Here is a 21285-nt window from a genome sequence, read left to right as displayed (position 1 = left end):
ACCACGTCATTCCGGCGCCGACGGTGCAGCTCATCGACAGCGTCGACGCCCTGGCAGACGTGGCCGCCTTCTTCGGAGACTCCCCCATCCCCATCGTCGACGACGACGGGCGCCTCGTGGGGGAGGCCCTCCGCTCCTGAGCCACCCTTCATGGGAGTCGGGACACGTCGGCGCCCAAGCGAACCTCTGCCCAGCTGCACGGCGCGCCTCGAGTCCGTCGTACCGGCCGTTCAACATGCTCAGAGGGCGAGACCGGACCAGTCGGTTTCGCACAGCTCAACCTTCAACAGCGAACGGGAACGACCTGAGGGCGCACCGCACGAACGACGCTCCCATGAGCAACGTTGATCGTTCGGATTTGGACTCAGAGGAGGTTGTGGGGCCGAGCGTGGCCGTCTTGTCGATGGCGACCGGCGATCCGTCGACGAGCGTCACAACGCCTTCCTGGGTCACGCCTCGGCGAGTTCGGTATAGCCCGTGAAGAAGACGAGCTGCCCGGCCTGCTCGACCGGGCCGCCTGGGCTCGTGTACCGGACCGGATACGACATGCATGTCTGCCATTTGACTGCTCCATCAGCGGGGTTGAGCGCCGTGATCTCTCCCGTCGATTCCGGTGATGCACAGTCATCGGAGGGGCCGGGCACGATGAGTGTCGAGTCGACGATTGAGACCATCGCCGCGTCGGGAGGCGTCTTCATGGACCAGACGAAGGACCCAGACGCGTCGATTGCTCCAAGGTGTCCCTCGATCACCGCGAACGTGGTCGTGCCAACTGCTGTTACGAGTTGCGCCGGGATGGCGTCTCGCTGCTTCGTGTCGATTCTCCACAGCCGCTTTCCGGTGGCGATGTCCCAGGATCTGAGGATTCTCCCTGGGCTTCCGAATGCTGGTCCGGACACCACGATCTCAGATCCCCACACCGTGTGTCGTCGCTCACCCAGATACCTCGTCCAGATCGCACCTCCCGCATCCAGGTCGAAGACGCCGATGAGGTGACGCCTTGGCTCGGCGGCGTTGTATGCCCGGACCCCGATCAACGCGCCCGACCTGACCATCACCGCACCGATGCGAGGGTCCGTGTCCGCGCCGGGCGGCGCTATCACCTCGCGCATGTCGCCAGTTTCCATGTCGACCTCGGACACGCCACCATTCGTAGGGACAAGGACCCGATCGCCGTCGACAAACGGAGGACCGGCAGACTCGGTGGCCTCGGATCGCCACAACTCGGTGCCATCGCGTGCTCGCAATCCACGAACAGTCGAGTCTCCCTCCACGACGATCACCGTCCGGTTGACGATCGCCAGCCCCGGCAGGTCACCGAACGTCGATACATCCGAGTCGATCGACCACAGGACCGACCCGGTCGTCGCGTCGATCCCAGCCAGAGTCGTGTCGTCGCCGTCGGTCAGTGCAGCGATCATCGTGTCGTCATCGGCGACTACTTCACGTACCCCCCAGTTGTCGGTTCGGATCATCCACTGCGCCGCTCCGCTGGACTCGACACCCGCAAGGACGGAAACGCTCCCGAGCTGGCATCCACAGGCAAAGACGACGCCGCCGGTCACCGGCAACACATATGCCCACCCCCCGAAGGGCATCTCGTTCTCCCAGACAATGCGCCCCGTCTCTGCGTCGAGCGCAACCAGCGACGATCGTCTTCCATCGTTTGGGCCTGACGGATGAAACGGCAGCTCGAACCCGTCATCTACGACAGGCACGTCAACGAAATCCGGCGTTGCCGGTGACGGCGCCGTCGCGGAACCAGTGCACGCCCCCAAGATCAGCACGGTGCCCGCCAGGACCACGAAGCGCCTCATCAACTCGCGACAGTAGGTGATCTCCATCGCCACCGGTGGCGACGCGTCATCGAACCGAATGTCAAATGCACCTTCGGCGGTGCCTTCATCGTTCAGGATCGGCGTGCCAAGATCGCGCCCTAGCGCCTACTGAGCGATCGCCGAGAAATGTCGAGCGACAACCATCTCCAAAGGCTCAGGGACGTCCGGTTCAACCTCGCTTCCTTCACCGACCAACATCCACTCCGACGATCACGGTCTCCACGGAGGATTGTCATCGCATCCGATCCCGTCATGATCAGCGTCGAGACCGGACTCGTCCGGACCGATCAGCGGGTTCATCCGGTGACGGGCGCTCCCGTGGCGTCCATGACGTACCACACGCCTCCGACCCCCTGCCCGCCCGTGTCGCCGGCGGCGCCGTCCAAGGCGTAGTAGTACAGCGGCCACCCGTTGTAGGTGGCCTGGAGCCCGTCACTCGTCGTACCCAGGAGGCTGGCTTCGACGCCTGCTCCGGCCGATGCCGCCGCCACGGCCGGCCAGGTTGCTGCGCAGGCTCCGGTGCAGGTCGCCACACCTCCGGCGTCGTCGGGTGTGTAGATGTAGAGCGTGAATCCGTCCCCGTCCGCGAGGATCTGGCCGAGGGCGGTTTCGGCGACGACGATCTCTGATCCGGCGGCCGCCGTCGTGGTCGTCTCGCCGGCGGTCGTCGTGGTGGCGGCCACGGTTGTCGTAGTTTCGCTGGGGGGCGCAGTCGTGGTGCCGGGCTCTGCCGTCGTCGTCGGAGTGGCCGTCGTCGTATCGGGCGGCGGCGCCGTGGTGGTGCCTCCGTCGTCGCCTCCGCACGAGGCGACCGCCAGGGCGACGGCGACGGCGAACATGCTCGTTCGTTTCATGGTTCAACCTCCACGTCGTCGCGGGCACATGCCCGCGACATCAGATACGCCGACGTGCGCCCTTCGGTTCAGCGAGGGTGCCCGTTGCCGGCGCGACGATGGATGGCACTCGACCGGCGGGCCGGGTGGGGGCGGTGACGGGCCTCGGGACGATCGGCTGGCTCAGCTCGCGCACCGCTTGCCACGGCCGGGGCGACGTGAAGTCCCAGTACTTCGTGCGGCTCAGCTCGATTGGGCGGGTGCCGACGACCCCGCCGGGAAGCGTCCCGGTGTGGATCCGCACCGACCGGTAGTACTGCGGTGCCAGCTCGGTCGACGCCCTGGCGTGGCGCTCGCCCTGACGCCAGCGCTCGCTGGACTCGGGAACGTCGTGGAGCACCAGGTTCGCCCAGTTTCCGTCCGGGAGCTCCATCGACGAGTAGCTCAGGATCCCCGGGAAGTTGCGGAACTCCAGGACGATGTCGGCATTGGCATCCTCGAGCGGCTGCAGGTCGCGGTCCGGGTGGCGATCCCCGAAGAAGCCGACCACGCACAGCGTCGTCCCGCGGGCAAGCGGTTCGAGCTCGCAGACGATGGTCCGCCGGCGCAGGCCGTGGACCGTCCACTCGACCGGGGAGTGGGCGGCAACCGTGACGACCCCTCTGCGGGCCTCGCCGACGAGGGTGCGGAGGTCCTCGAGGATGTACCCGAGGATCGTGAGGTCGCGCCCGTACAGGGACGGCGACGTGAACGGCCTGTTGCGAACGGCCTGATCCGCCCCGAGCGTCCGGGTGATCGCTCGTCCTCGCTGCATGGGAGATCTTCGGCCCGCTGGAGCCGCTACTGAATGGCCTCGACCCGCTTCCTCGTTCATCAGATGGCCTTTTTAGCAAGCGAAACGGCGCGCCACACGTTTCATGAGCCTGCCCCGAACCCGGGACGGCTCACCTGCCGTAGCGCGCCATCACCTCGGCGAGTCTTTCGACCGGAATCGCGTGCGCCACGCCGAGGTGGCCATCCATCGTCTCGGCGCGGCACAGGGCGTTGAGGATTGCCTCCTCGACCGCCTCCGAGGCAGCCAGGAACAGCGGGTCCATGTGTGCGTGCCGCACCATCGCCAGCGGCCACGTTCCGTCGCCCCCGGCGGGGACCTCGTTTCCTGTCGCGAAGGCGAGGAAGAGGTCGCCACTCCCGTCGTGGCCGTAGCCGCCGGTGCGCGCCAGGCCGACCGTCGCCCTTCTGGCCAGGCGCTTGCACTGGACGGGAAGCAGGGGAGCGTCGGTCGCCAAGACGACGATGATCGAGCCCTTGGCGTCTTTGCCCCCCGGGCCGGGAACCTCGTCGAGGCCGATCTCGCGCCCGACAGGCACGCCGTCGATCCGCAGGTCTTGGCGGCTCCCGTAGTTGGCCTGCACAAGCGCGCCCACGGTCCAGGTCCCCGCCGGGGACTCGGCGACCCGGGAGCTCGTCCCGATCCCTCCCTTGAACTCGTGGCACACCATGCCGGTGCCCCCGCCGACCCCTCCCTCGGCGACTGCGCCGGGGGCGGCGCTCGTGAGCGCTGCACGAGCGTGCTTCGCCGTCACATGGAAGGCGTCGATGTCGTTGAGGTGGCCGTCCCAAGTCTCGGCAACGACAGGAAGGATGAAGGCATCGACGTGGCCATGCTCGACGGAGTATCGGACGAGCTCGTCCCTGACGATCCCGACTTGGTGGGTGTTCGTGAGCCCGATGGCCGAGCCCAGCAGCCCGGACTCCTCGATCCACGGGATGCCGGTCATCTCGCCGTTCCCGTTGAAGACGTGGACTCCGCAGAAGGCGTAGTTCTCCCAGATGTCCCCGCCTCGAGGGACGATCATCGTGACGCCCGTTCGCGCCGTCCTCGGCTCGTCGGCGATCACGGTGGCGTGACCGACGAGGACCCCGGGTACGTCCGTGATGGCGTTGCCGTCTCCCGGTTCGAGCCGGCCGACGCTGATGCCGAGGTCCCGGAGCCTTGGCCGAGTCACGAATCCTCCTGTTGACCGCAGATGCCAGGCGAGCATAGATTGCGCGCCCCTTCCCGAACTGGTGCGATGACCTCCGCCGAGCGCCTCGACATGGCGACGATCTGGTCCGACGTCCACCGCCTCCACGTGCCCGGTGGCGAGGTGTGGGTGGGCGTCAGGATCGAGGGAACCGACGTCCCGAAGCGGGCCGATGCCATCCGCGACGCCGTCGCCGCCGCCGGCTCACCACTCGTCGAGGCAACGCCCCATGACGACTCGGTGCTCGCCGAGATCCACGACCGAGCGCTGCTCGACTACATGGCGTCGATTTGGGGGGAGTGGGAGGCGAGCGGCTACCTCGAAGACCCGGGTCAGGACCGCGTCGTGCCCTACGCATTTCCGATCCCCGGCGTCGTCGCCACGAACCGGGTTCCGTGGTCGCCGGGGGCGAAGGCCGGATGGTTCGCCATGGACACCACGACGCTCATCGGACCGGGCACCCACCGTGCCGCCATCGCCGCCGTCGACACCGCCCTCACTGCCGTCGACGTCGTCACGGAAGGAGCACCCGGCGCCTACGCCCTGTGCCGGCCGCCGGGGCACCACGCCGGCCGATCGTTCTACGGCGGGTCGTGCTACCTCAACAGCGCGGCGGCGGCGGCCGCGGCGCTCGCCCGGGTGGCGGGGCCGGTGGCGATCGTCGACATCGACGCCCACCATGGCAACGGCACCCAGCACATCTTCTATGAGAGGGGCGACGTGTTCTACGGGTCGGTGCACGTCGACCCCGCCGCAGGGTGGTTCCCGCACTTCGCCGGGTTCTCAACCGAGGCTGGCGTCGGCGATGGCGCAGGTGCCAACCACAACTTCCCCGTGCCGCCCGGCAGCGCAGACGACGTGTGGCTCGCCGCCGTCGAGCGAATCTGTCTGGCGGCGGAGTCGCACCGCCCGGCGGCTGTCGTCGTGTCGCTCGGAGTCGACGCCGCCGTCGACGATCCGGAGAGCCCGCTGCGTATCACGGGTGATGGATATCGCCGGGCAGGCGCGATGATCTCCGGGCTCGGCGTTCCGACGGTGTTCGTCCAGGAGGGCGGTTACCACCTGGAGACCCTCGGCGGGTTGGTCGTCGGCACGTTGGCGGGATACGAGTCAGGGCGAGGAGGATCATGAGAGAGCCGGACGGATTCTGGGTCGGTGCCGACGAGCACGGGGCGGTGCCATCGCAGGAGAGGAAGGATCTGCAGCCCCCACCGCACTGGAGGATGGAGGCGGTGGCCGCCACCCGGCGTCCTCGCGACCCTGCCGTCTCGCCGGACGGGTCGCTCATCGGGTACATCCAGGATGACGCCGCCTCCGACGTTTGGATGGTCGCCGTCGACGGTGGCGCAGCCGCGCCTCTCACGACCCATCGCGACCCGGCCCCGTATTGGGAGGACACCCGGCCGGTGTGGTCTCCCGACGGGAAGTTCGTCGCCTACAGCGACCGTGGTCACGTCGAGGTGGCCCGGAGGGCGGGCGGGCCCCCGGTCCGGCTCGTCGCAGGCCACAGCCCCGTGTGGATCGACGCCGACCACCTCCTCGCTCTGGTGGACGGCGCCGGGCGCACTCGGCTGGCGGTCGTCGACATCCACGACCCATGGCCGAGGCCGATCACCTCCGGCGATTCCGAGCCGAGCGAACCGTCGGTCGCCGGTGGGCTGGTGGCCTTCACGCACTCCCCTCCCGACGACAGGAAGCGGCGCGACATACGGGTGGTGGTCCTGGCGACCGGTGAGGAGCGGACGGTGAGCGGTTCGCCGGGGCTCGCCGACCACGGACCAGCCGTCAGCCCCGACGGCTCCACCGTCGCCTTCGTCTCGGAGCGCAGCGGTCGCCGCCAGATCCATCTCGTCGGAGCGGACGGGGCGAACGAACGCAGGCTCACGAGCGCAAGCGCCGACTTCTCGGCGATGGCGTGGCACCCGGGAGGGGAGCGCATCGCAGCCGTGCTGACCAATGAGGGCGTCGACGCCCTCGTCGTGGTCGACGCGCTATCAGGGGAGGTCGAGGTCGTGGCGGACGGGGGGGTGTGGGGCTCACCTGGATGGCTCCCCAGCGGTGCCATCGTCGCCTCGCACGAGAGCCACGCCATCGCCCCGCGCATCGTCGTGGTCGTGCCGGGGGGAGGGGTCACCGTTCTCGTCGACGGCACTCCTGCATCGGTGGCTGCCGCTCCACACGTGTCCCCGGAGCACGTCTGGTTCCCGTCGCGTGACGGCATGATGATCCCGGCCTTCTTGTTTCGTCCCGCCATGGCGGACGAGGGCCCGGTCGGCGCCGTCGTATATCCCCACGGTGGACCGACGTCGCACTACGGCGACGAGTGGGACGGCTACGCCCAGTACTTCCTCGACAAGGGGTACGCCTGGCTGGCGATCAACTTTCGCGGGTCGACGTCGTACGGCTTCGACTTCGAGCGGGCGAACCATGGCCAGTGGGGAGTGACCGACACGGGCGACTGCCTGGCCGCGGCCGACTACCTGGAGACGCTCGACTGGGTCGACGGCGACCGGATCGCCATCTTCGGTGCGTCGTACGGCTCGTACATGGCGCTGGCGTGCCTCGTCGAAGAGCCGCACCGGTTCGCATGCGGCGTCGCCAAGTACGGCGACTGCGACCCGCTCACGTCGTGGGCGCAAGGCGACGTCGGGGGTGCGGAGGACCTCGAGCGCATGATGGGCCACCCAGGTGGCAATCGGGAGGCGTACCGGGCGGCTGCGCCGATACATCGCATCGATCGAATCGATCGGCCGATCCTCGTGGTTCACGGCGAGCAGGACGAGCGGGTGCACCCCAAGCAGTCGAAGCAGCTCGTCGACAGGCTCAAGGCCCTCGGGAAGGCATACGAGTACGTGACGTATCCCACCGAGGCGCACGGCTTGCTGCGACGCGGACCGCAGCTCCACTTCTACAGAAGGCTCGAGCGGTTCCTCGACTGGCATCTGATGGGCCCCCCGGAGACCTCCCACACCGGGCCACCACCGCTCGGGGCATGACCTCGGCTGTGCGCCGCCGCGGCGCGTTGACCCGCCGACCTCGCCGCGACTACCTTTCCACGGAGCACGCATGCGGTTTCCACCAGATGGAACCGCGTGCCGTGAGAGGTGGAGGCATCGAAACGAGGATCGGACCGGCTCCCCGCACGCGCCCGTCACGGACGGCACCTGGACGGTGAGCGCCGCCATGAACGTCGCCGTGCCTGCGGCAAGGGTGGCTCGGCTCCAGGATCGAGGGCTGACGGTCCTCGCCGATACGGCAGCCGACGTATCCCTCGGATACGAACCATGATCGAACAGGGCGAGTCTCGCCGGCTCCTCGCTGAGATCAAGCAGTACGTGGCGGGCGGGGAGTCGTCGTACCAGCGGATCAAGTCCGGCCGAGAGCTCTGCATCGAACGCGGCGAAGGCGCCCTCATGTGGGATGTCGACGGGAACCGGCTCATCGACTATTGCCAGGGCTTCGGGGCGCTGTTGCTCGGCCACGCTCCGAAGGCGGTCACCGAGAGGGTGGTCGCTGAGATCTCGACCGTGGGACCGCACCACGCCTTCCCCCACCGCAACTACGTGACCGTCGGCAGGGCGATCACGGAGCTCGTCCCGAAGGTCGAGCTGCTCCGCTTCGCCAACAGCGGCACCGAGGCGACGATGGCCGCGATGCGCCTCGCCCGAGCGTGGCGCGGCCGCGAGGTCATCGTGAGGTTCGAGGGCCACTACCACGGCTGGTCCGACGTCCACTACCTCGGCTACTCCGCCGGCGAGGGGACCAGGCGCTTGCCCGACTCTCCCGGCATCCCGATCAACAACCGCGATAACCTCCTCGTCGTCCCATGGAACGACGCCGAGGCGCTGCGAGATGTCTTCGCGGTGCACGGCCGCCAGATCGCGGCCGTCATCTGTGAAGCCGTGATGGGCTCGGCAGGGGCGATCGGGCCGCAGCCGGGCTTCCTCCGAGCCATCAGAGAGATCACAGCCGCCCACGACGCGCTGTTCATCCTCGACGAGGTCATGACGGGATTCAGGGTGGCGCCCGGCGGTGCGACGGAGCTCTTCCGAGCCGAGCCGGACATCGTCACCCTCGCCAAGGCCCTCGGCTCCGGATACCCGGTTGCCGCCTTCGGGGGGAGGCGAGATGTGATGGCGCTGGAGGCGGACAACGTGGTGATGCACGGCGGAACCTATACCGGCTCGCCGCTCTCGCTCGCCGCGGCGGCCGCAGTTCTCGAGATCGTGACCGCCGAGAGCCCCGGCATGTACGAGGACCTACGCCTCAGGTCCCGTACGCTGCGTGACGGCGTCGAGCGTGCCGGGCGCGACGCCGGGATCCCGATCCGCAGCTTCGGCGAAGGAGCGATGTTCCAGTTCTTCTTCGGGGATCAGGACGTCGAGGTCTCCGACCTGAAGTCCGCCCTCGCTGCCCAGGACGGTGAGCGGTTCGTCGCCTTCACGGACGCGCTTCTCGCAGAAGGCGTCTACGTGCACGCATACCCGATGGGGCGCTGGTTCGTCTCGACGGAGCACACGCCGGAGATCGTCGAAGAGACGATCGAGGCTTCCGCCAGGGCATTCGAGAGGATGCGGATTGCCTGAGTTGTACCCAGTGGCGATCGACAGGAGGGTCAGGGTGCCCGTTGCGGACGGCACCGAGCTGGGGCTGACCGTGTACATGCCCGACGCCCCCGGCGACGGTCCATTCCCGGCGATCGTCGAGTCCTTGCCGTACCGCAAGGACGACGACTGCTTCGGACGCGACTGGCAGACGTTCACCTACCTCGCAGCCCGGGGCTTCACCGGTGTCAGGATCGACATCAGGGGCACGGGAGCATCGGACGGGGTGTGCAGGGGGGAGTACCTCCCGATCGAACAGCAGGACAACGTCGACGTCATTCGCTGGCTCGCTCAGCAGGACTGGTGCAGCGGCAGGATCGGGATGTGGGGCATCTCGTGGGGAGGTTTCTCGGCGCTGCAGACGGCGATGCTCGCCCCGCCCGAGCTGCAGGCGATCGTGGCCATGCATGCGACACACGACCGTTTCGCGTGCGACGTGCACTACGTGGGGGGCGCGCTGCACTGCCACGAGCAGGTCGACTGGCCGGTCGGCATGCTCGCCACGAACGCCCTCCCGCCGGACCCGGACATCGTGGGGGCGGGTTGGATGGACCAATGGCTCGAGCGCCTCGAGCAGACGCCGCAGTGGCTGCCCGACTGGATCGCCAGGCAGGAGAGGGACGCCTTCTGGGAGCACGGCTCCCCGTGCGAGGACTACACCGCCATCCGGTGCCCGACGCTCCTCATCGGCGGATGGCTCGATCCCTACGTCGACGGGATCCTGGCGCTCGCCGAGCACCTCGAGGCCGAGCGGCGAGTCATCGTCGGGCCCTGGGGCCACTTCCGCCCGGCGACGGGCGAGCCGGGTCCGACGCTCGACCACTTCGCCGAGCTGGAACGCTGGTTCGGCCGGTGGCTGCGGGACGACTCGAACGGGGTCGACGACGACCCGTTCATGCGAGTGTTCGTGCGCACCGCGCCCCCTGGTGCGCCCGCCGACGGCTCGGTGACGGGCGTGTGGCGAGCCGAAACCTCATGGCCCGTCGCCGGCGCCGCCGAGGTGGTGCTGCACCTGGCGGATGGCGGGCTCGGCACCGCCCCCGGGGGTGGAGACATGCGGACATGGGACGGCTCGGCGATCGTCGGCAGTGCTGCGCCGTTCTGGGACCTGGGCGGCTGGGGAGCCCTCGACCAGTCCGGAGACGACGACGCATCCCTCGTCTACGAGACGGAGCCCCTCGACGAGCCGCTCGAGATTCTGGGCAGCGTCGTGCTCGAGGCGGTCGTGTCGGTCGACGCCCGTGGCGGGCGCCTCGCCGCTCGCCTGTGCGAGGTGGCGCCCGACGGGGTCTCCCACCTCGTCACCAGGGGCCTCCTCAACCTCTCCCACCGCTTCGGATCGGCCCACCCATCGCCCGAGCCGGTCGACGAGCCGTTCCCGGCGCGTCTCGAGCTCCGGAACACGTCGGCCGTGCTCGGAGTGGGCAGCCGGCTGCGACTGAGCGTGGCGGGCTCCGACTTCCCGATCGCCTGGCCTTCGCCTCGTCGCGTCGCCATCACGATCCACGACGGCTCGGTGCTGCGCCTCCCCGTCGTGCCGAACGAGCGCCGGAGGGTGGAGACGCCGGTGCGGCAGGGCTCGCCTGCGCCCTCCCCCGTTACGGAAGCGGCCCACCATCAGTCGTGGCGCCGCGACTCGTCCGGGACCCGAGTCACCATCCGCCGCCAGGTGCACAACCGAGAGACCCAGCCCGAACGCGGCGACCTTGTCTACTCGTGGGACCAGTCGGTGACGACGAGCGTCGATTCGGCGGAGCCGGCTGAGGCGTCGGCACGCTCCGACGTGAGGATCGGTCTCGGGAGGCCCGGCTGGCAGACCGAGGTTGCGGCAGACGTGTCTCTCACCTCGGACGAGAAGAGCTTCCACTTGGACATCGACCTGCGGGCGGCGCACGACGGCAACGACGTGTGGACTCGCACATGGAGAGAGACACTGGAGCGGACATGGTCGTGACGAACCCGTCGCCGGGATGCGCGCCGCCGCTCTCGAAGAGAAGAGCGAACGGGCTCAGGCACCACCACGCCTGGCACAAGCCCGGTGGAAAGGAAAGACATGGCTAGCTGGAAACGCATTCTCGTGATGCTCGGCGTCCTGGCCGTCATCGCGGCGGCCTGCGGCGACACGACGGAGGAGACCACGACGTCGGCGCCGACAGAGACGACCGAGTCCCCGGGAGACGGGACGGCGACCACGGCGCCGCCGTCGGACGCCACCGGGGGGACGGTCCGCATCGGATGGGGAGGCTCCCCGGACAGCCTCAATCCCGGCAACGGTGTGCTCGCCGAGGCGTACGCGCTCTATGAGATCTTGTACGACACCCCGATCGGCCTCGACCTCGACGGCAACTACGTCCCGGAGCTGGCCAGCTCGTGGTCGGTGAGCGACGACGGGTTGACGTGGACGCTCGACATCGTCGACAACGCCGTCTTCCACGACGGGACCCCCCTCACGAGCGAGGACATCAAGTACACCCTCGAGCTCTACCGGGACACCGAGGACTTCCCGTTCTTGCCCGCATACCCCGACGTGTTCGAGACGATCGAGGCGCCCGACCCGACGACCCTGACGATCACGACGCCCGACCCAATCGGCAACTTCGAGTCGCGGATGGTCTTCATCTACGTGCTCCCCAAGCACATCTGGGAGGCGGAAGCCGACCCGGTGGCGTTCGAGAACACGGACATGATCGGTACCGGCTCGTTCAAGATGGCCGAGTACCGCCAGGGTGAGTTCGTGCGTCTCGACGCCAACGCCGAGTACTGGAACGGTGCCCCGAACGTCGACGAGGTGATCTTCCAGACGTTCGACAACTCGGATGCGAGGGTGCAGGCACTGATCAACGGCGACGCCGACATGATCACGGAGTTCCCGAACACGGCGATCAGCGCCCTCGAGGGCGCCGCCAACGTCGAGGTCGCCATCGGAGATCCCGTCGCCCCGAGCCTCCGTGACATCATCTTCAACATGGTCGACCCGGAGATGTGCCCACCCGACGACGGGGTGTGCAGCGGTCATCCGGCGCTTCGCGACATCGAAGTGCGCAAGGCGCTGGCCCATGCGGTCGACAAGCAGCAGCTCATCGACGTCCTCGAGCTCGGGCTGGCGGAGCCGGGCATCACCTTGACGCCCACCGGTCTCGGAGAGTTCTTCAACTCGTCGATCGTCGACTACCCGTTCGACATCGCCACGGCGTCGTCGATGCTCGAGGCCGCCGGGTACGTGGACTCGGACGGCGACGGGGTGCGCGAGTGCACGGCCGACCAGGAATGCGACGACCTGACGCTGCGGCTCAACTACGCCGACGACATCGACACCGCGCCGCGCCTCGCCGAACTGCTGTCCGGCTGGTGGGGGGAGGCGGGCGTCCAGGTCGAGATCCAAGGCCTCGACCCGGACACGCTCACCTCCGTTTGCTGCCCGACATTCGACTTCGACGTCATCATCTGGGGCTGGGGCTCGGATCCCGATCCCGGGTTCCTGCTCGGCGCGGCGCTCTGCTCCGAGATCGACAGCGGCTTCTCGGAGACCGGGTACTGCAACACCGACTACGACGCCCTGTACGACGAGCAGTCGATCGAGACCGACCCGGAGCGGCGTCGGGAGATCATCTGGGAGATGCAACAGATCCTGTGGGACGAAGTGCCATACATCGTCCCGTACTACCAGCAGGAGACACAGGCATTCCGGACCGACAGGTTCACCGGATGGATGACATCGGCGTCGCGGCTGGCTCTCGAGGATCCCTCGTCACTCAACGCGATCCGGCCCGCAGGATGAGATGAGTCGGTTCCCGGGGGTGGGTCGCCCGCCCCCGGGAACCGTTGCCCACGCCACGGCAGGTCGAGGAGGCGAGACAAGTGCAGAGCCGCATGCGACTCATGGTCCGCAAGGTGATGTGGGCCATCGTCACCGTGGCCGTCGTGATCACGTTCAACTTCTTCCTGTTCCGCGTGCTCCCGGGGGACCCGGCCAAATCGGGCCTGAAGGACCCTCGCTTGAGCCCGGAACGCGTCGCCGCTCTCGAAGAGCGATTCGGGCTCGACAAACCGGCGTTCCTCAATCTCGATGGTGGCGACGTCTTCGACTCGCAGTACTTCCGCTACATCGGTTCACTGGCGAACGGCGATCTCGGAACCTCCTACGCCTTCCGCGACCAGTCGGTGGGCAGTCTCATCAGCCGTGCCCTGGTCAACACCCTCTGGCTGATACTGCCTGCTCAGGTGCTCGCCATTCTCGCCGGGATCGTCCTCGGGCTCGTGGCGGCGTGGAAGCGCGGCACGAAGATCGACGTGGGGGCCCTCTCGTTCTCCTTGTTCATGTGGTCGCTTCCGACGTTCTTCCTGGGGATCATCCTCTTGTTCGTCGGTAGCAGGTGGCTCGGATTTCCGACCGCAGGCAGAGTGACCATCGGCGCCGAGCACGCCAACGTCCTCGAGACGGCGGTCGACATCGTCACCCACTTGGCATTGCCGACGCTGACCTTCACGCTGGTACTCCTCGGCGAGTACATGCTCATCATGCGCTCGTCGGTGGTCGAGGTCTTCAGCGAGGACTACATCCTCACCGCCAAGGCGAAGGGACTCACGACGGCACAGATCATCCGCGACCACGCCCTCCGCAACGCCATGCTCCCGATCGTCACCCTGATCGCTCTCAACCTGGGGTTCACCGTCTCGGGGGCGATCCAAGTCGAGACCGTGTTCTCGTGGCCGGGGCTCGGCGCCCTCACCGTGAGCGCCGTCAACCAGAGAGACTTCCCCGTGCTCCAGGGGGCGTTCCTGCTGTTGGCGGTCTCGGTCGTGGTCGCCAACCTGGTCGCCGAGCTCGTCTACATGCGCCTCGATCCGAGGGTGGTGGAAGCATGACGATCGGCCTCGAACCGTTGCCCGCTCCGATCACCGGTGGGATAAGGCTCAAGGCGCTCCTCGGGAATCGCCTCGGCCTCATCGGCGTCATCATGCTCACCTTGGCGGTCGCGGTGGCGATCTTCGCCCCGCTGCTCGCCCCTACCGACCCATACGAGCCCGTCAGGGTCAGCATCGACGACATCTACGCCGAGCCGTCGTCGGCGCACCTGCTCGGCACGGACGACGCAGGAAAGGACGTCCTCTCGGCGCTCGTGTACGGGAGCAGGGTCTCGCTGATCGTCGGGTTCTCGGCCGCCTTCATCTCACTCCTCATCGGCGGGACCATCGGCCTCGTTGCCGGCTACTTCGGCCGCGCCCTCGGGAACTTCCTGATGCGCGTGACGGACTTCTTCCTCGTCATACCTGACCTGGCACTGCAGATCGTGATCGTCGCCATCGTCGGGCAGAGCTTGCGGAACATCATCATCGTCATCGGAGCGCTCGGGTGGACCACGACGGCGCGGCTCGTGCGCGCCCAGACCCTCTCGGTCAAGGAGCGCAAGTTCGTGTTCAGGGCGAGGGCGCTCGGCGCGGGTGACTTCCACATCCTCCGTCGCCACATCGTCCCCCAGGTGCTGCCCCTCATGGTCGCCAACACCGTCCTGGTGATCTCGCTTGCGATCCTCTCGGAGTCGACGCTCGCCTTCATCGGCCTCGGAGACCCGACCGTGATCTCGTGGGGGCAGATGCTCAACTTCGCCTTCGCGAGGGGCGCCGTCTCGGCGGGCGCGTGGTGGGCCCTCATCCCACCGGGCCTGGCCATCGTGTGGGTCGTGCTGGCGACCACCCTGCTCGGCAACGCCCTCGAGGAGCTGCTGAACCCGCGCCTCGGCCGCCACCACCTCGAGCCGGAGCCCTCGCCACCGGCGCCCCTCGCAGTGAAAAGCGCCCCGTCGGACGCGGCGCTCTCCATACGTGACCTCAGGGTCGAGTTTGGAGACGAGGAGGCGCCTCTCGTTGCAGTCGACGGCGTCTCCGTCGACATCCGCCGCGGCGAGGCGGTTGGCATCGTCGGCGAGTCCGGCTGCGGCAAGACCACGATGATGCTGGGAGCCCTGCGCCTGCTCGCCCCGGGCGGAAGGGTGACGGCCGGCGAGGTCCTCTACGAAGGTGAGGACATCGTCCGCATGGGTGCCGACGATCTCCGCAAGCTCCGTTGGGCGGAGTTGTCCGTCGTGTTCCAGGGTGCGATGAACGCCTTGAACCCGGTTCGGACGATCGGGGACCAGATCGAGGAAGCGATCCGCCTCCACGACGAGAAGGCATCGCCTCGTGCCGCCGAGGCGAGGGCCCGAGAGCTCCTCGAGCTCGTGGGGATGCCCGGCGACCGGGTCGATGCATACGCCCACGAGCTGTCCGGCGGCATGCGCCAGCGCGCCATGATCGCGCTCGCCCTGGCCTGCGATCCCGTCGTGGTGGTCGCCGACGAGCCGACGACGGCGCTCGACGTCATGGTCCAGGCCCAGATCATGGCGCTGCTCGTCTCGCTGCAACACCGCCTCGGCATGGCAGTCGCCCTGATCACCCACGACCTCGGGCTCGTCGCCGAGTCGTGTGACAGGATCGTGGTGATGTACGGGGGGATCGTGGCGGAGCAGGGGAGCGTCTCAGAGGTCTTCGCCAACCCGCAGCACCCGTACACCAAGCTGCTCCTCGAGGCATTCCCGGACGTCGACGACACCGACAAGGCGCTCGTGTCGATCCCGGGTGCTCCTCCCCGGCTCGACGATCTGCCGCCCGGCTGCCGGTTCGCGCCCCGATGCCCTGCAGCATTCGGCCGGTGCCAGGTCGAGCGGCCCCCGGCGTACGTCGTCGCCTCAGGATCCGAGGTTGCGTGCTTCCTCGTCGACCCGGCGCGTCCCAAGGAGGCCGCCGATGCGTGAGACGGCCGTGTCGCTCAATGGCGTGCGCAAGTCGTTCCCGATCCACCGCAGCCTCTCCGAGATCATCCGCAGGGTTCCTTCGCGGCAGGTGACGGCGGTCGACGGCATCGACCTCGATGTCTCGGCGGGAGAGGTCGTGGCCGTCGTCGGCGAGTCCGGGTGCGGGAAGACGACGACCGCCAATCTCGTGATGGGAATGCTCACGCCGACCGGTGGGTCGGTGACCGTCGGCGACATCGAACTGTCAGGCGCCAAGGCGCGCCACCTCAGGGAGATGCGGCGCCGCGTCCAGATGGTGTTTCAGGACCCCTACGAGTCGCTCAACCCCAGGATGACGATCGGAGAGATCGTTGCCGAGCCGTTGCGCGTCCACAAGGTCGCAGCCGACTCGGCCGACGAGCGCACCCGCGTCCATGCGGCGCTGGAGCGCTCAGGCTTGAAGCCGGCCGGGCTGTACGTCGGGCGTCGTCCTCACGAGCTGTCCGGTGGGCAGCGCCAGCGGGTCGTCATCGCGGGCGCCTTGGTGTTGGAGCCCGAGGTCCTGATCGCCGACGAGCCGGTCTCGATGCTCGACGTCTCGATCCGCGCCGAGATCCTCAACCTGCTCGCCGGCCTGGCGCGCCAGCAGGGAATCGCCATCCTCATGATCACTCACGACATGTCGACGGTGGCGGCCTTCTCGAACCGGATTGCGGTGATGTACCTCGGGCGGATCGTCGAGATCGGGCAGACGGCGGAGGTGCTCAGGGCGCCGCGTCACCCATACACCGAGGCACTGCTGTCCGTCGTCCCCGTGCCGCACGCCGACCCCGACCGCGTCAGGATCATCCTCGACGGCGAGACCCCCGACCCGAGCCGGATCCCGAGCGGGTGCCGGTTCCATCCGCGGTGCCCCAAGGCGTTCGACGAGTGCCGGGCGGTCGATCCGGTGCTCTACGAGGTCGGAGCGGGCCACGCAGCCGCCTGCCTGCTCGTGCGCGGCGAGAGCTGACTCTTCGCCAGCCCAAAACACCGCGTTTACGCGTGCCTTACCTCCGGGTACTGATACTGCCCCTATGGCAGAAGAACGCATCGTCGGCCACAGACTCGCCACGAGGCGCCGCGCTCCCAAGGCCATCGACGGCGTCCGAGTGTGCGTGGCTCGCGGCTGCGACACGGTGCTCTCGCGGTACAACCGCAAGGCGACGTGCCACCAGCACTCGCCGGTCAAGTTCCCCAGGGTCCGCGGGCGCGACGTGAGGCCGGACACGGCCTGAGGGGCTGCTTCCGACGGCATCCCGTTGCTGGAAGACTGGCGGCGTGCCGCCGACGGATCCGTCACACCTCCCACCGATTCTCACCAAGCTCTCAGATCCGTGCGTGATGGTCACCACCGTGACCGGTGCGACGGCCGCCGCCGGCACCAGCCGTGGCAGGCTTGTATCGGGCTGCGGGGCGGCGCGCATGTCACCCACGGAGGCGTTGCGGTATGAGTGAGCGGGAACGGATCCTCGTCGTCGAGGACGATCGATCGATCCGCGACGCACTGGAGAGGGCGCTCTCGTTCGAGGGCTACGACGTGGCCACCGCCCGCGATGGCGCCGAGGCCCTCTCGGTCGTGCTCAACGACCCGCCTCACCTCGTCGTGCTCGACGTCATGATGCCTCACGTCGACGGGCTCGAGGCATGCCGCAGGATGAGGGCGAAGGGCATCGACATCCCGATACTCATCCTGACGGCCCGCCAGGAAGTGTCCGACCGGGTGGCGGGCCTCGACGCAGGCGCCGACGACTACCTGGTGAAGCCGTTCGCCCTCGAGGAGCTCCTCGCCAGGGTGAGGGCGCTCCTGAGGCGGGCGACGGGCGCGCACCCCGGCGCCGTCCGTGTCGGCGATCTGCTGCTCGACCCTGACGCTCGCACCGTCAGCCGTTCCGGCGAGCCGGTCCATCTCACGAAGACCGAGTTCGACCTGCTCGAGCTGCTCGTCGAGAACGCAGGCATCGTCCTGTCGCGGGACACGATCTGCGAGCGCATCTGGGGCTACGACTTCGGTACGACATCGAACTCGCTCGACGTCTACATCGGCTACATCCGTCGCAAGCTCGAAGCCGATGGTGCCCCTCGTCTCGTCCACACGGTGCGCGGGATCGGCTATGTCGCCAGGGAGCGCCCATGAGCCTGCGGGGCCGTCTTGCCGTGATATCGGCGGTTGCGGTGGCGCTCGCCGTTGTGCTGGCGGCTTCGATCCTCTTCTACCTCACACGCCGCCAGCTCATCCAGGAGGTCGACGAGAGTCTCGTCGACAGGGTTTCCCTCATCACGAGCACCGGAGGCGACGTCCGCGGGCTGCCGTCGAGAGCGGTTCGCTTCTTAGGTCCCGGGGAGCCGCTCGGCCGGTCGGACAGGGGCTTCGATGCGTTGTATGCCCAGGTCGTGCTGGCGGACGGCCAGGTCCTCGTCCCGAGGGGCGTGGATTCCCGCCTGCCGGTCGACGACCTGGACGTCGCGGTGGCGGGTGGCGAGGGCGCCAGGACGGTGCGGACCGTCGCCACCGCCCAGGGGTCGGTGCGGATGATCACGGAGCCGGTGCGCGACGGAGTCGCCCTCCAGCTCGCCCGATCGCTCGACGAGGTCGATGCGTCCCTCGTCGGCGTGCGCACCGCGCTCCTGTGGGCAGGCGTCCTCGGCGCCGTCATCGCCGCCGGTCTCGGTCTGGCCGTGGCTCGCAGTGCACTGCGTCCGGTGGCCGCCCTCACGGATGCCGCCGAGCACGTCGCGGCGACCCAGGAGCTCGCCGCCAGGATCCCCGTCGCCAGGCAGGACGAGCTCGGAAGGCTTGCGGCGAGCTTCAACTCGATGCTCGAGGCGTTGCAGCGGTCGAGGAGCCAGCAGCATCGTCTGGTTCGTGACGCCGGTCACGAGCTGCGTACGCCACTCACGGCGCTGCGCACGAACATCGAAGTGCTCGCCAAGCGCGCCGACATGGAGCCGCAGGAGCGCTCAGTGCTCGTCGAAGACCTCAAGTTCGAGATCGAGCAGCTCTCCGCGCTGGCGTCCGAGCTGATCGATTTGGCGACGGACTCGGAGGCCGAGGAGGCCGTCGAGAGCGTCCACCTCGACGAGGCGGTAGCGGACGTCGTCGATCGCTTCCGGCGCAGGTTCGGGCATGCGATCGACGTCACCGCCTCGCCGGCTGTGGTCGAAGTGCGGCCGACCAGGCTCGACAGGGCGGTCTCCAACCTCCTCGACAATGCCATCAAGTGGAGCCCGGAGGGGGAGCCGATCGTCGTCACGGTTGGCGGCGGGAGGGTCGCCGTGCGGGACCACGGACCGGGTATCCCGCCCGAGGACAAGGCCAGGGTGTTCGACCGCTTCTACCGCGCGGACGCGGCGCGCGCCACGCTTGGATCGGGCCTCGGCCTTTCGATCGTCCAGCAGTTCGCCGAGGCGCATGGGGGCACCGTGTTCGCCGACGAGGCCCCCGGAGGGGGCGCCCTCGTCGGTTTCGAGCTTCCCACCGTCGCCCGCTGACCTCGCGCGGGATTCTCAGGATCTTCTCATTCCATCCTCATGACGGCCCCATACGGTTGCCCGAGGATGACTTCGAATCGATCCACTCGAAAGGAGCAGCAGATGCGCAAAATATTCGCAGCGCTCGCCGCCGCCGGGGTGCTCGTGCTCGGCGCCTTCACCGCCGCCGCGGTGAGTCGCACCTCGAGCGCAGCGGCCCAGGACCCGTCGACCGACGACTCGACCTCTACGACTGAAGTACCCGCGACGGAGGAGAGGGGGCGGCTTCTCGATGACGTCCTCTCCGGCCTGGTCGAGGACGGAGTGATCACGCAGGATCAGGCGGACGCCGTCGCCGACGCCCTAGCGGAGAAGTTCGAGGAGCTTCGGGCGAGCCGTCCCGGCCGGTTCTGGCGAGGCCACGGGATCTTCGGGTTGCGCGGCATGCTCGACGACGGCGTGATCGACGCAGAAGAGCTGGCGTCGCTGCCGGACGACCATCCGCTACGTGACCCGGAGGGCCCAGCCGCAGAGTTCCTCGAGGACGGCGAGCTGACCGTCGAGGAGCTCGGCGAGCTCGCTCCTCACCCGGGGCTGGGCGGCCGGCATGGCTGGTGGGGCGGCGCAGACGAAAGCGAAGACGCAGAGTCCGTCGAATCGAGCTCGAGCGCCTGATCCCAGGCGCCTTCCCTCCGCCTCGATCTCGCCGCGGGACGCCCACCGGTTTCAGGTGGGCGTCCTCGCGTCCGGCTCCCGGTGGACGAGCCACAGGTCGCCGACGTTCGTGCCGGTGGGGCCGGTGATGACCGCCGTCCCTGCGGATTCATGTGCGCAGGCGGAGTCGTGGTTTTCCAGGGCCTCCATCGGGTCGACGCCCGCGGCGCGCATGACGGCTGCCGACGTCCCGTCCACGACCGCCCCGGCGTTTTCGGTCGGGCCGTCGATCCCATCTGTCCCGGCTGCCAGGAACGTCATGCCGTCCTGCCCGTCGAGTGCGAGGGCGGCCGCCAGGGCGGCCTCTTGGTTTCGTCCGCCCCGTCCCCGGCCGTCGAGCGTCACCGTGGTCTCCCCGGCGTAGACGAAGATCCCGTCGCCGCCTCGCCGAGTGAGGTCCTCGACGACCCGTGGCGCCACGAGTGCGGCTTCGCCGGTCAGCCCGGTGGTGACGACCCTCGCCGGGCTGCCGTCGCGCCGCGCTGCCGCGGCGGCCGCCTCGGCGGCGGTGCCGCCGTCGGCGAGCACGTGGTACTCACCGGGCGTCGGGCTCACGGCATGGTCGGCCAGGACCGCCTGCACGACCGATCGAGGCAGGACCTCGCGGAGGTTCGCCAGGACGTCGAGGGCTCGCTTACTGCGACCGGCAACCGTGGGTCCCGACCCGATGGCTCCCGGATCGGAGCCGACGACGTCCGAGATCGCCAGCGTCGTCACCTCGGCGGGTTGCGCCAGCGCCGCCAGACCTCCTCCCTTGAGCCGCGACATGGCGCCCCGTACCGCGTTGACCGCCTCGATGGATGCCCCGCTGGCCAGGAGGATCTCGGTGGCCCTGACGACGTCGACCAGCGAGATCCCTTCCGTCGGGGCCTCGGCGAGCGACGAGGCGCCCCCTGAGAGCAGCACGAGGAGGTGGTCCTCCTCGCCCATGCTGTCGGCGAGCTCCACGAGCAGCCTCCCTGCCGCGAAGCTCTCCTCGTTCGGGGTGG

The 21285-nt window shown here is 68.5% G+C and carries 17 protein-coding genes; 12 read left to right on the top strand and 5 right to left on the bottom strand.

What is annotated here, in order from left to right; all coding sequences use genetic code 11:
- Positions 1-449: 449 nt before the first annotated feature.
- The 4 genes from VGC47_05975 to VGC47_05960 all read right to left on the bottom strand — a co-directional run bounded on the left by VGC47_05975 (position 450) and on the right by VGC47_05960 (position 4680).
- Positions 450-1817, bottom strand: a complete 1368-nt coding sequence (locus VGC47_05975; GenBank protein HEX9854840.1) for a PQQ-binding-like beta-propeller repeat protein — start codon at positions 1815-1817, stop codon at positions 450-452.
- Between the two features lie 317 nt (positions 1818-2134).
- A complete protein-coding gene (locus VGC47_05970; GenBank protein ID HEX9854839.1) occupies positions 2135-2692 on the bottom strand; it encodes a hypothetical protein in 558 nt (185 codons plus the stop codon).
- Between the two features lie 40 nt (positions 2693-2732).
- A complete protein-coding gene (locus VGC47_05965) occupies positions 2733-3485 on the bottom strand; it encodes a hypothetical protein (protein HEX9854838.1) in 753 nt (250 codons plus the stop codon).
- Between the two features lie 130 nt (positions 3486-3615).
- A complete protein-coding gene (locus tag VGC47_05960; GenBank protein ID HEX9854837.1) occupies positions 3616-4680 on the bottom strand; it encodes a P1 family peptidase in 1065 nt (354 codons plus the stop codon).
- A 66-nt stretch (positions 4681-4746) separates the two neighbouring features.
- Between VGC47_05960 and VGC47_05955 the strand changes: the two genes are divergently transcribed.
- The 12 genes from VGC47_05955 (at position 4747) to VGC47_05900 (ending at position 20257) form a co-directional block, all read left to right on the top strand.
- Positions 4747-5829 carry a histone deacetylase family protein gene (locus tag VGC47_05955; GenBank protein HEX9854836.1) on the top strand — a complete coding sequence of 361 codons (1083 nt, stop codon included), beginning with the start codon at positions 4747-4749 and terminating at the stop codon, positions 5827-5829.
- The gene (locus tag VGC47_05950; protein ID HEX9854835.1) at positions 5826-7694 is read left to right on the top strand and encodes a S9 family peptidase; all 1869 of its coding nucleotides are present in this window, start codon (positions 5826-5828) and stop codon (positions 7692-7694) included. Before VGC47_05955 ends, VGC47_05950 begins: the two co-directional genes overlap by 4 nt.
- A 288-nt stretch (positions 7695-7982) precedes the next feature.
- Positions 7983-9284, top strand: a complete 1302-nt coding sequence (locus VGC47_05945) for an aspartate aminotransferase family protein (protein ID HEX9854834.1) — start codon at positions 7983-7985, stop codon at positions 9282-9284.
- Complete coding sequence (locus VGC47_05940; protein HEX9854833.1) at positions 9277-11256, top strand: CocE/NonD family hydrolase; 1980 nt, start codon at positions 9277-9279, stop codon at positions 11254-11256. Before VGC47_05945 ends, VGC47_05940 begins: the two co-directional genes overlap by 8 nt.
- A gap of 99 nt (positions 11257-11355) precedes the next feature.
- The gene (locus tag VGC47_05935; GenBank protein HEX9854832.1) at positions 11356-13080 is read left to right on the top strand and encodes an ABC transporter substrate-binding protein; all 1725 of its coding nucleotides are present in this window, start codon (positions 11356-11358) and stop codon (positions 13078-13080) included.
- 80 nt (positions 13081-13160) lie between these two features.
- Positions 13161-14168 (top strand): ABC transporter permease, encoded by a 1008-nt coding sequence (locus VGC47_05930; protein ID HEX9854831.1) that lies wholly within the window; start codon positions 13161-13163, stop codon positions 14166-14168.
- Entirely contained in the window at positions 14165-16093 is a 1929-nt protein-coding gene (locus VGC47_05925; protein HEX9854830.1) for a dipeptide/oligopeptide/nickel ABC transporter permease/ATP-binding protein, read from the top strand. Before VGC47_05930 ends, VGC47_05925 begins: the two co-directional genes overlap by 4 nt.
- Entirely contained in the window at positions 16086-17084 is a 999-nt protein-coding gene (locus VGC47_05920; GenBank protein ID HEX9854829.1) for an ABC transporter ATP-binding protein, read from the top strand. The genes VGC47_05925 and VGC47_05920 overlap by 8 nt, the downstream gene beginning before the upstream one ends.
- A 64-nt stretch (positions 17085-17148) precedes the next feature.
- On the top strand, positions 17149-17349 hold the full coding sequence (locus VGC47_05915; GenBank protein HEX9854828.1) for a hypothetical protein: 201 nt from the start codon (positions 17149-17151) through the stop codon (positions 17347-17349).
- A 212-nt stretch (positions 17350-17561) separates the two neighbouring features.
- The gene (locus tag VGC47_05910; GenBank protein HEX9854827.1) at positions 17562-18248 is read left to right on the top strand and encodes a response regulator transcription factor; all 687 of its coding nucleotides are present in this window, start codon (positions 17562-17564) and stop codon (positions 18246-18248) included.
- Complete coding sequence (locus VGC47_05905) at positions 18245-19603, top strand: HAMP domain-containing sensor histidine kinase (GenBank protein ID HEX9854826.1); 1359 nt, start codon at positions 18245-18247, stop codon at positions 19601-19603. The genes VGC47_05910 and VGC47_05905 overlap by 4 nt, the downstream gene beginning before the upstream one ends.
- A gap of 102 nt (positions 19604-19705) precedes the next feature.
- Positions 19706-20257, top strand: coding sequence for a hypothetical protein (locus VGC47_05900; protein ID HEX9854825.1), 552 nt, complete (start codon positions 19706-19708; stop codon positions 20255-20257).
- 51 nt (positions 20258-20308) lie between these two features.
- Here VGC47_05900 and VGC47_05895 read toward each other — a convergent pair.
- A partial coding sequence (locus VGC47_05895; protein ID HEX9854824.1) for a DUF4147 domain-containing protein occupies positions 20309-21285 on the bottom strand: 977 nt, incomplete at its 5' end.

The sequence above is a fragment of the Acidimicrobiia bacterium genome (assembly GCA_036396535.1).
In the GTDB taxonomy this organism is placed as follows: domain Bacteria; phylum Actinomycetota; class Acidimicrobiia; order Spongiisociales; family UBA5794; genus DASWKR01.
Note: the sequence above shows the minus strand (reverse complement) of the source record. Positions and strands in the feature narration are given on the sequence as shown.

What these genes read in the sequence shown, in the direction of transcription:
- VGC47_05975 (HEX9854840.1), bottom strand. Translation starts at nt 1,817, where the DNA reads ATGAGGCGCTTCGTGGTCCTGGCGGGCACCGTGCTGATCTTGGGGGCG.
- VGC47_05970 (HEX9854839.1), bottom strand. Translation starts at nt 2,692, where the DNA reads ATGAAACGAACGAGCATGTTCGCCGTCGCCGTCGCCCTGGCGGTCGCC.
- VGC47_05965 (HEX9854838.1), bottom strand. Translation starts at nt 3,485, where the DNA reads ATGCAGCGAGGACGAGCGATCACCCGGACGCTCGGGGCGGATCAGGCC.
- VGC47_05955 (HEX9854836.1), top strand. Translation starts at nt 4,747, where the DNA reads ATGACCTCCGCCGAGCGCCTCGACATGGCGACGATCTGGTCCGACGTC.
- VGC47_05950 (HEX9854835.1), top strand. Translation starts at nt 5,826, where the DNA reads ATGAGAGAGCCGGACGGATTCTGGGTCGGTGCCGACGAGCACGGGGCG.
- VGC47_05945 (HEX9854834.1), top strand. Translation starts at nt 7,983, where the DNA reads ATGATCGAACAGGGCGAGTCTCGCCGGCTCCTCGCTGAGATCAAGCAG.
- VGC47_05935 (HEX9854832.1), top strand. Translation starts at nt 11,356, where the DNA reads ATGGCTAGCTGGAAACGCATTCTCGTGATGCTCGGCGTCCTGGCCGTC.
- VGC47_05925 (HEX9854830.1), top strand. Translation starts at nt 14,165, where the DNA reads ATGACGATCGGCCTCGAACCGTTGCCCGCTCCGATCACCGGTGGGATA.
- VGC47_05920 (HEX9854829.1), top strand. Translation starts at nt 16,086, where the DNA reads ATGCGTGAGACGGCCGTGTCGCTCAATGGCGTGCGCAAGTCGTTCCCG.
- VGC47_05915 (HEX9854828.1), top strand. Translation starts at nt 17,149, where the DNA reads ATGGCAGAAGAACGCATCGTCGGCCACAGACTCGCCACGAGGCGCCGC.
- VGC47_05910 (HEX9854827.1), top strand. Translation starts at nt 17,562, where the DNA reads ATGAGTGAGCGGGAACGGATCCTCGTCGTCGAGGACGATCGATCGATC.
- VGC47_05905 (HEX9854826.1), top strand. Translation starts at nt 18,245, where the DNA reads ATGAGCCTGCGGGGCCGTCTTGCCGTGATATCGGCGGTTGCGGTGGCG.
- VGC47_05900 (HEX9854825.1), top strand. Translation starts at nt 19,706, where the DNA reads ATGCGCAAAATATTCGCAGCGCTCGCCGCCGCCGGGGTGCTCGTGCTC.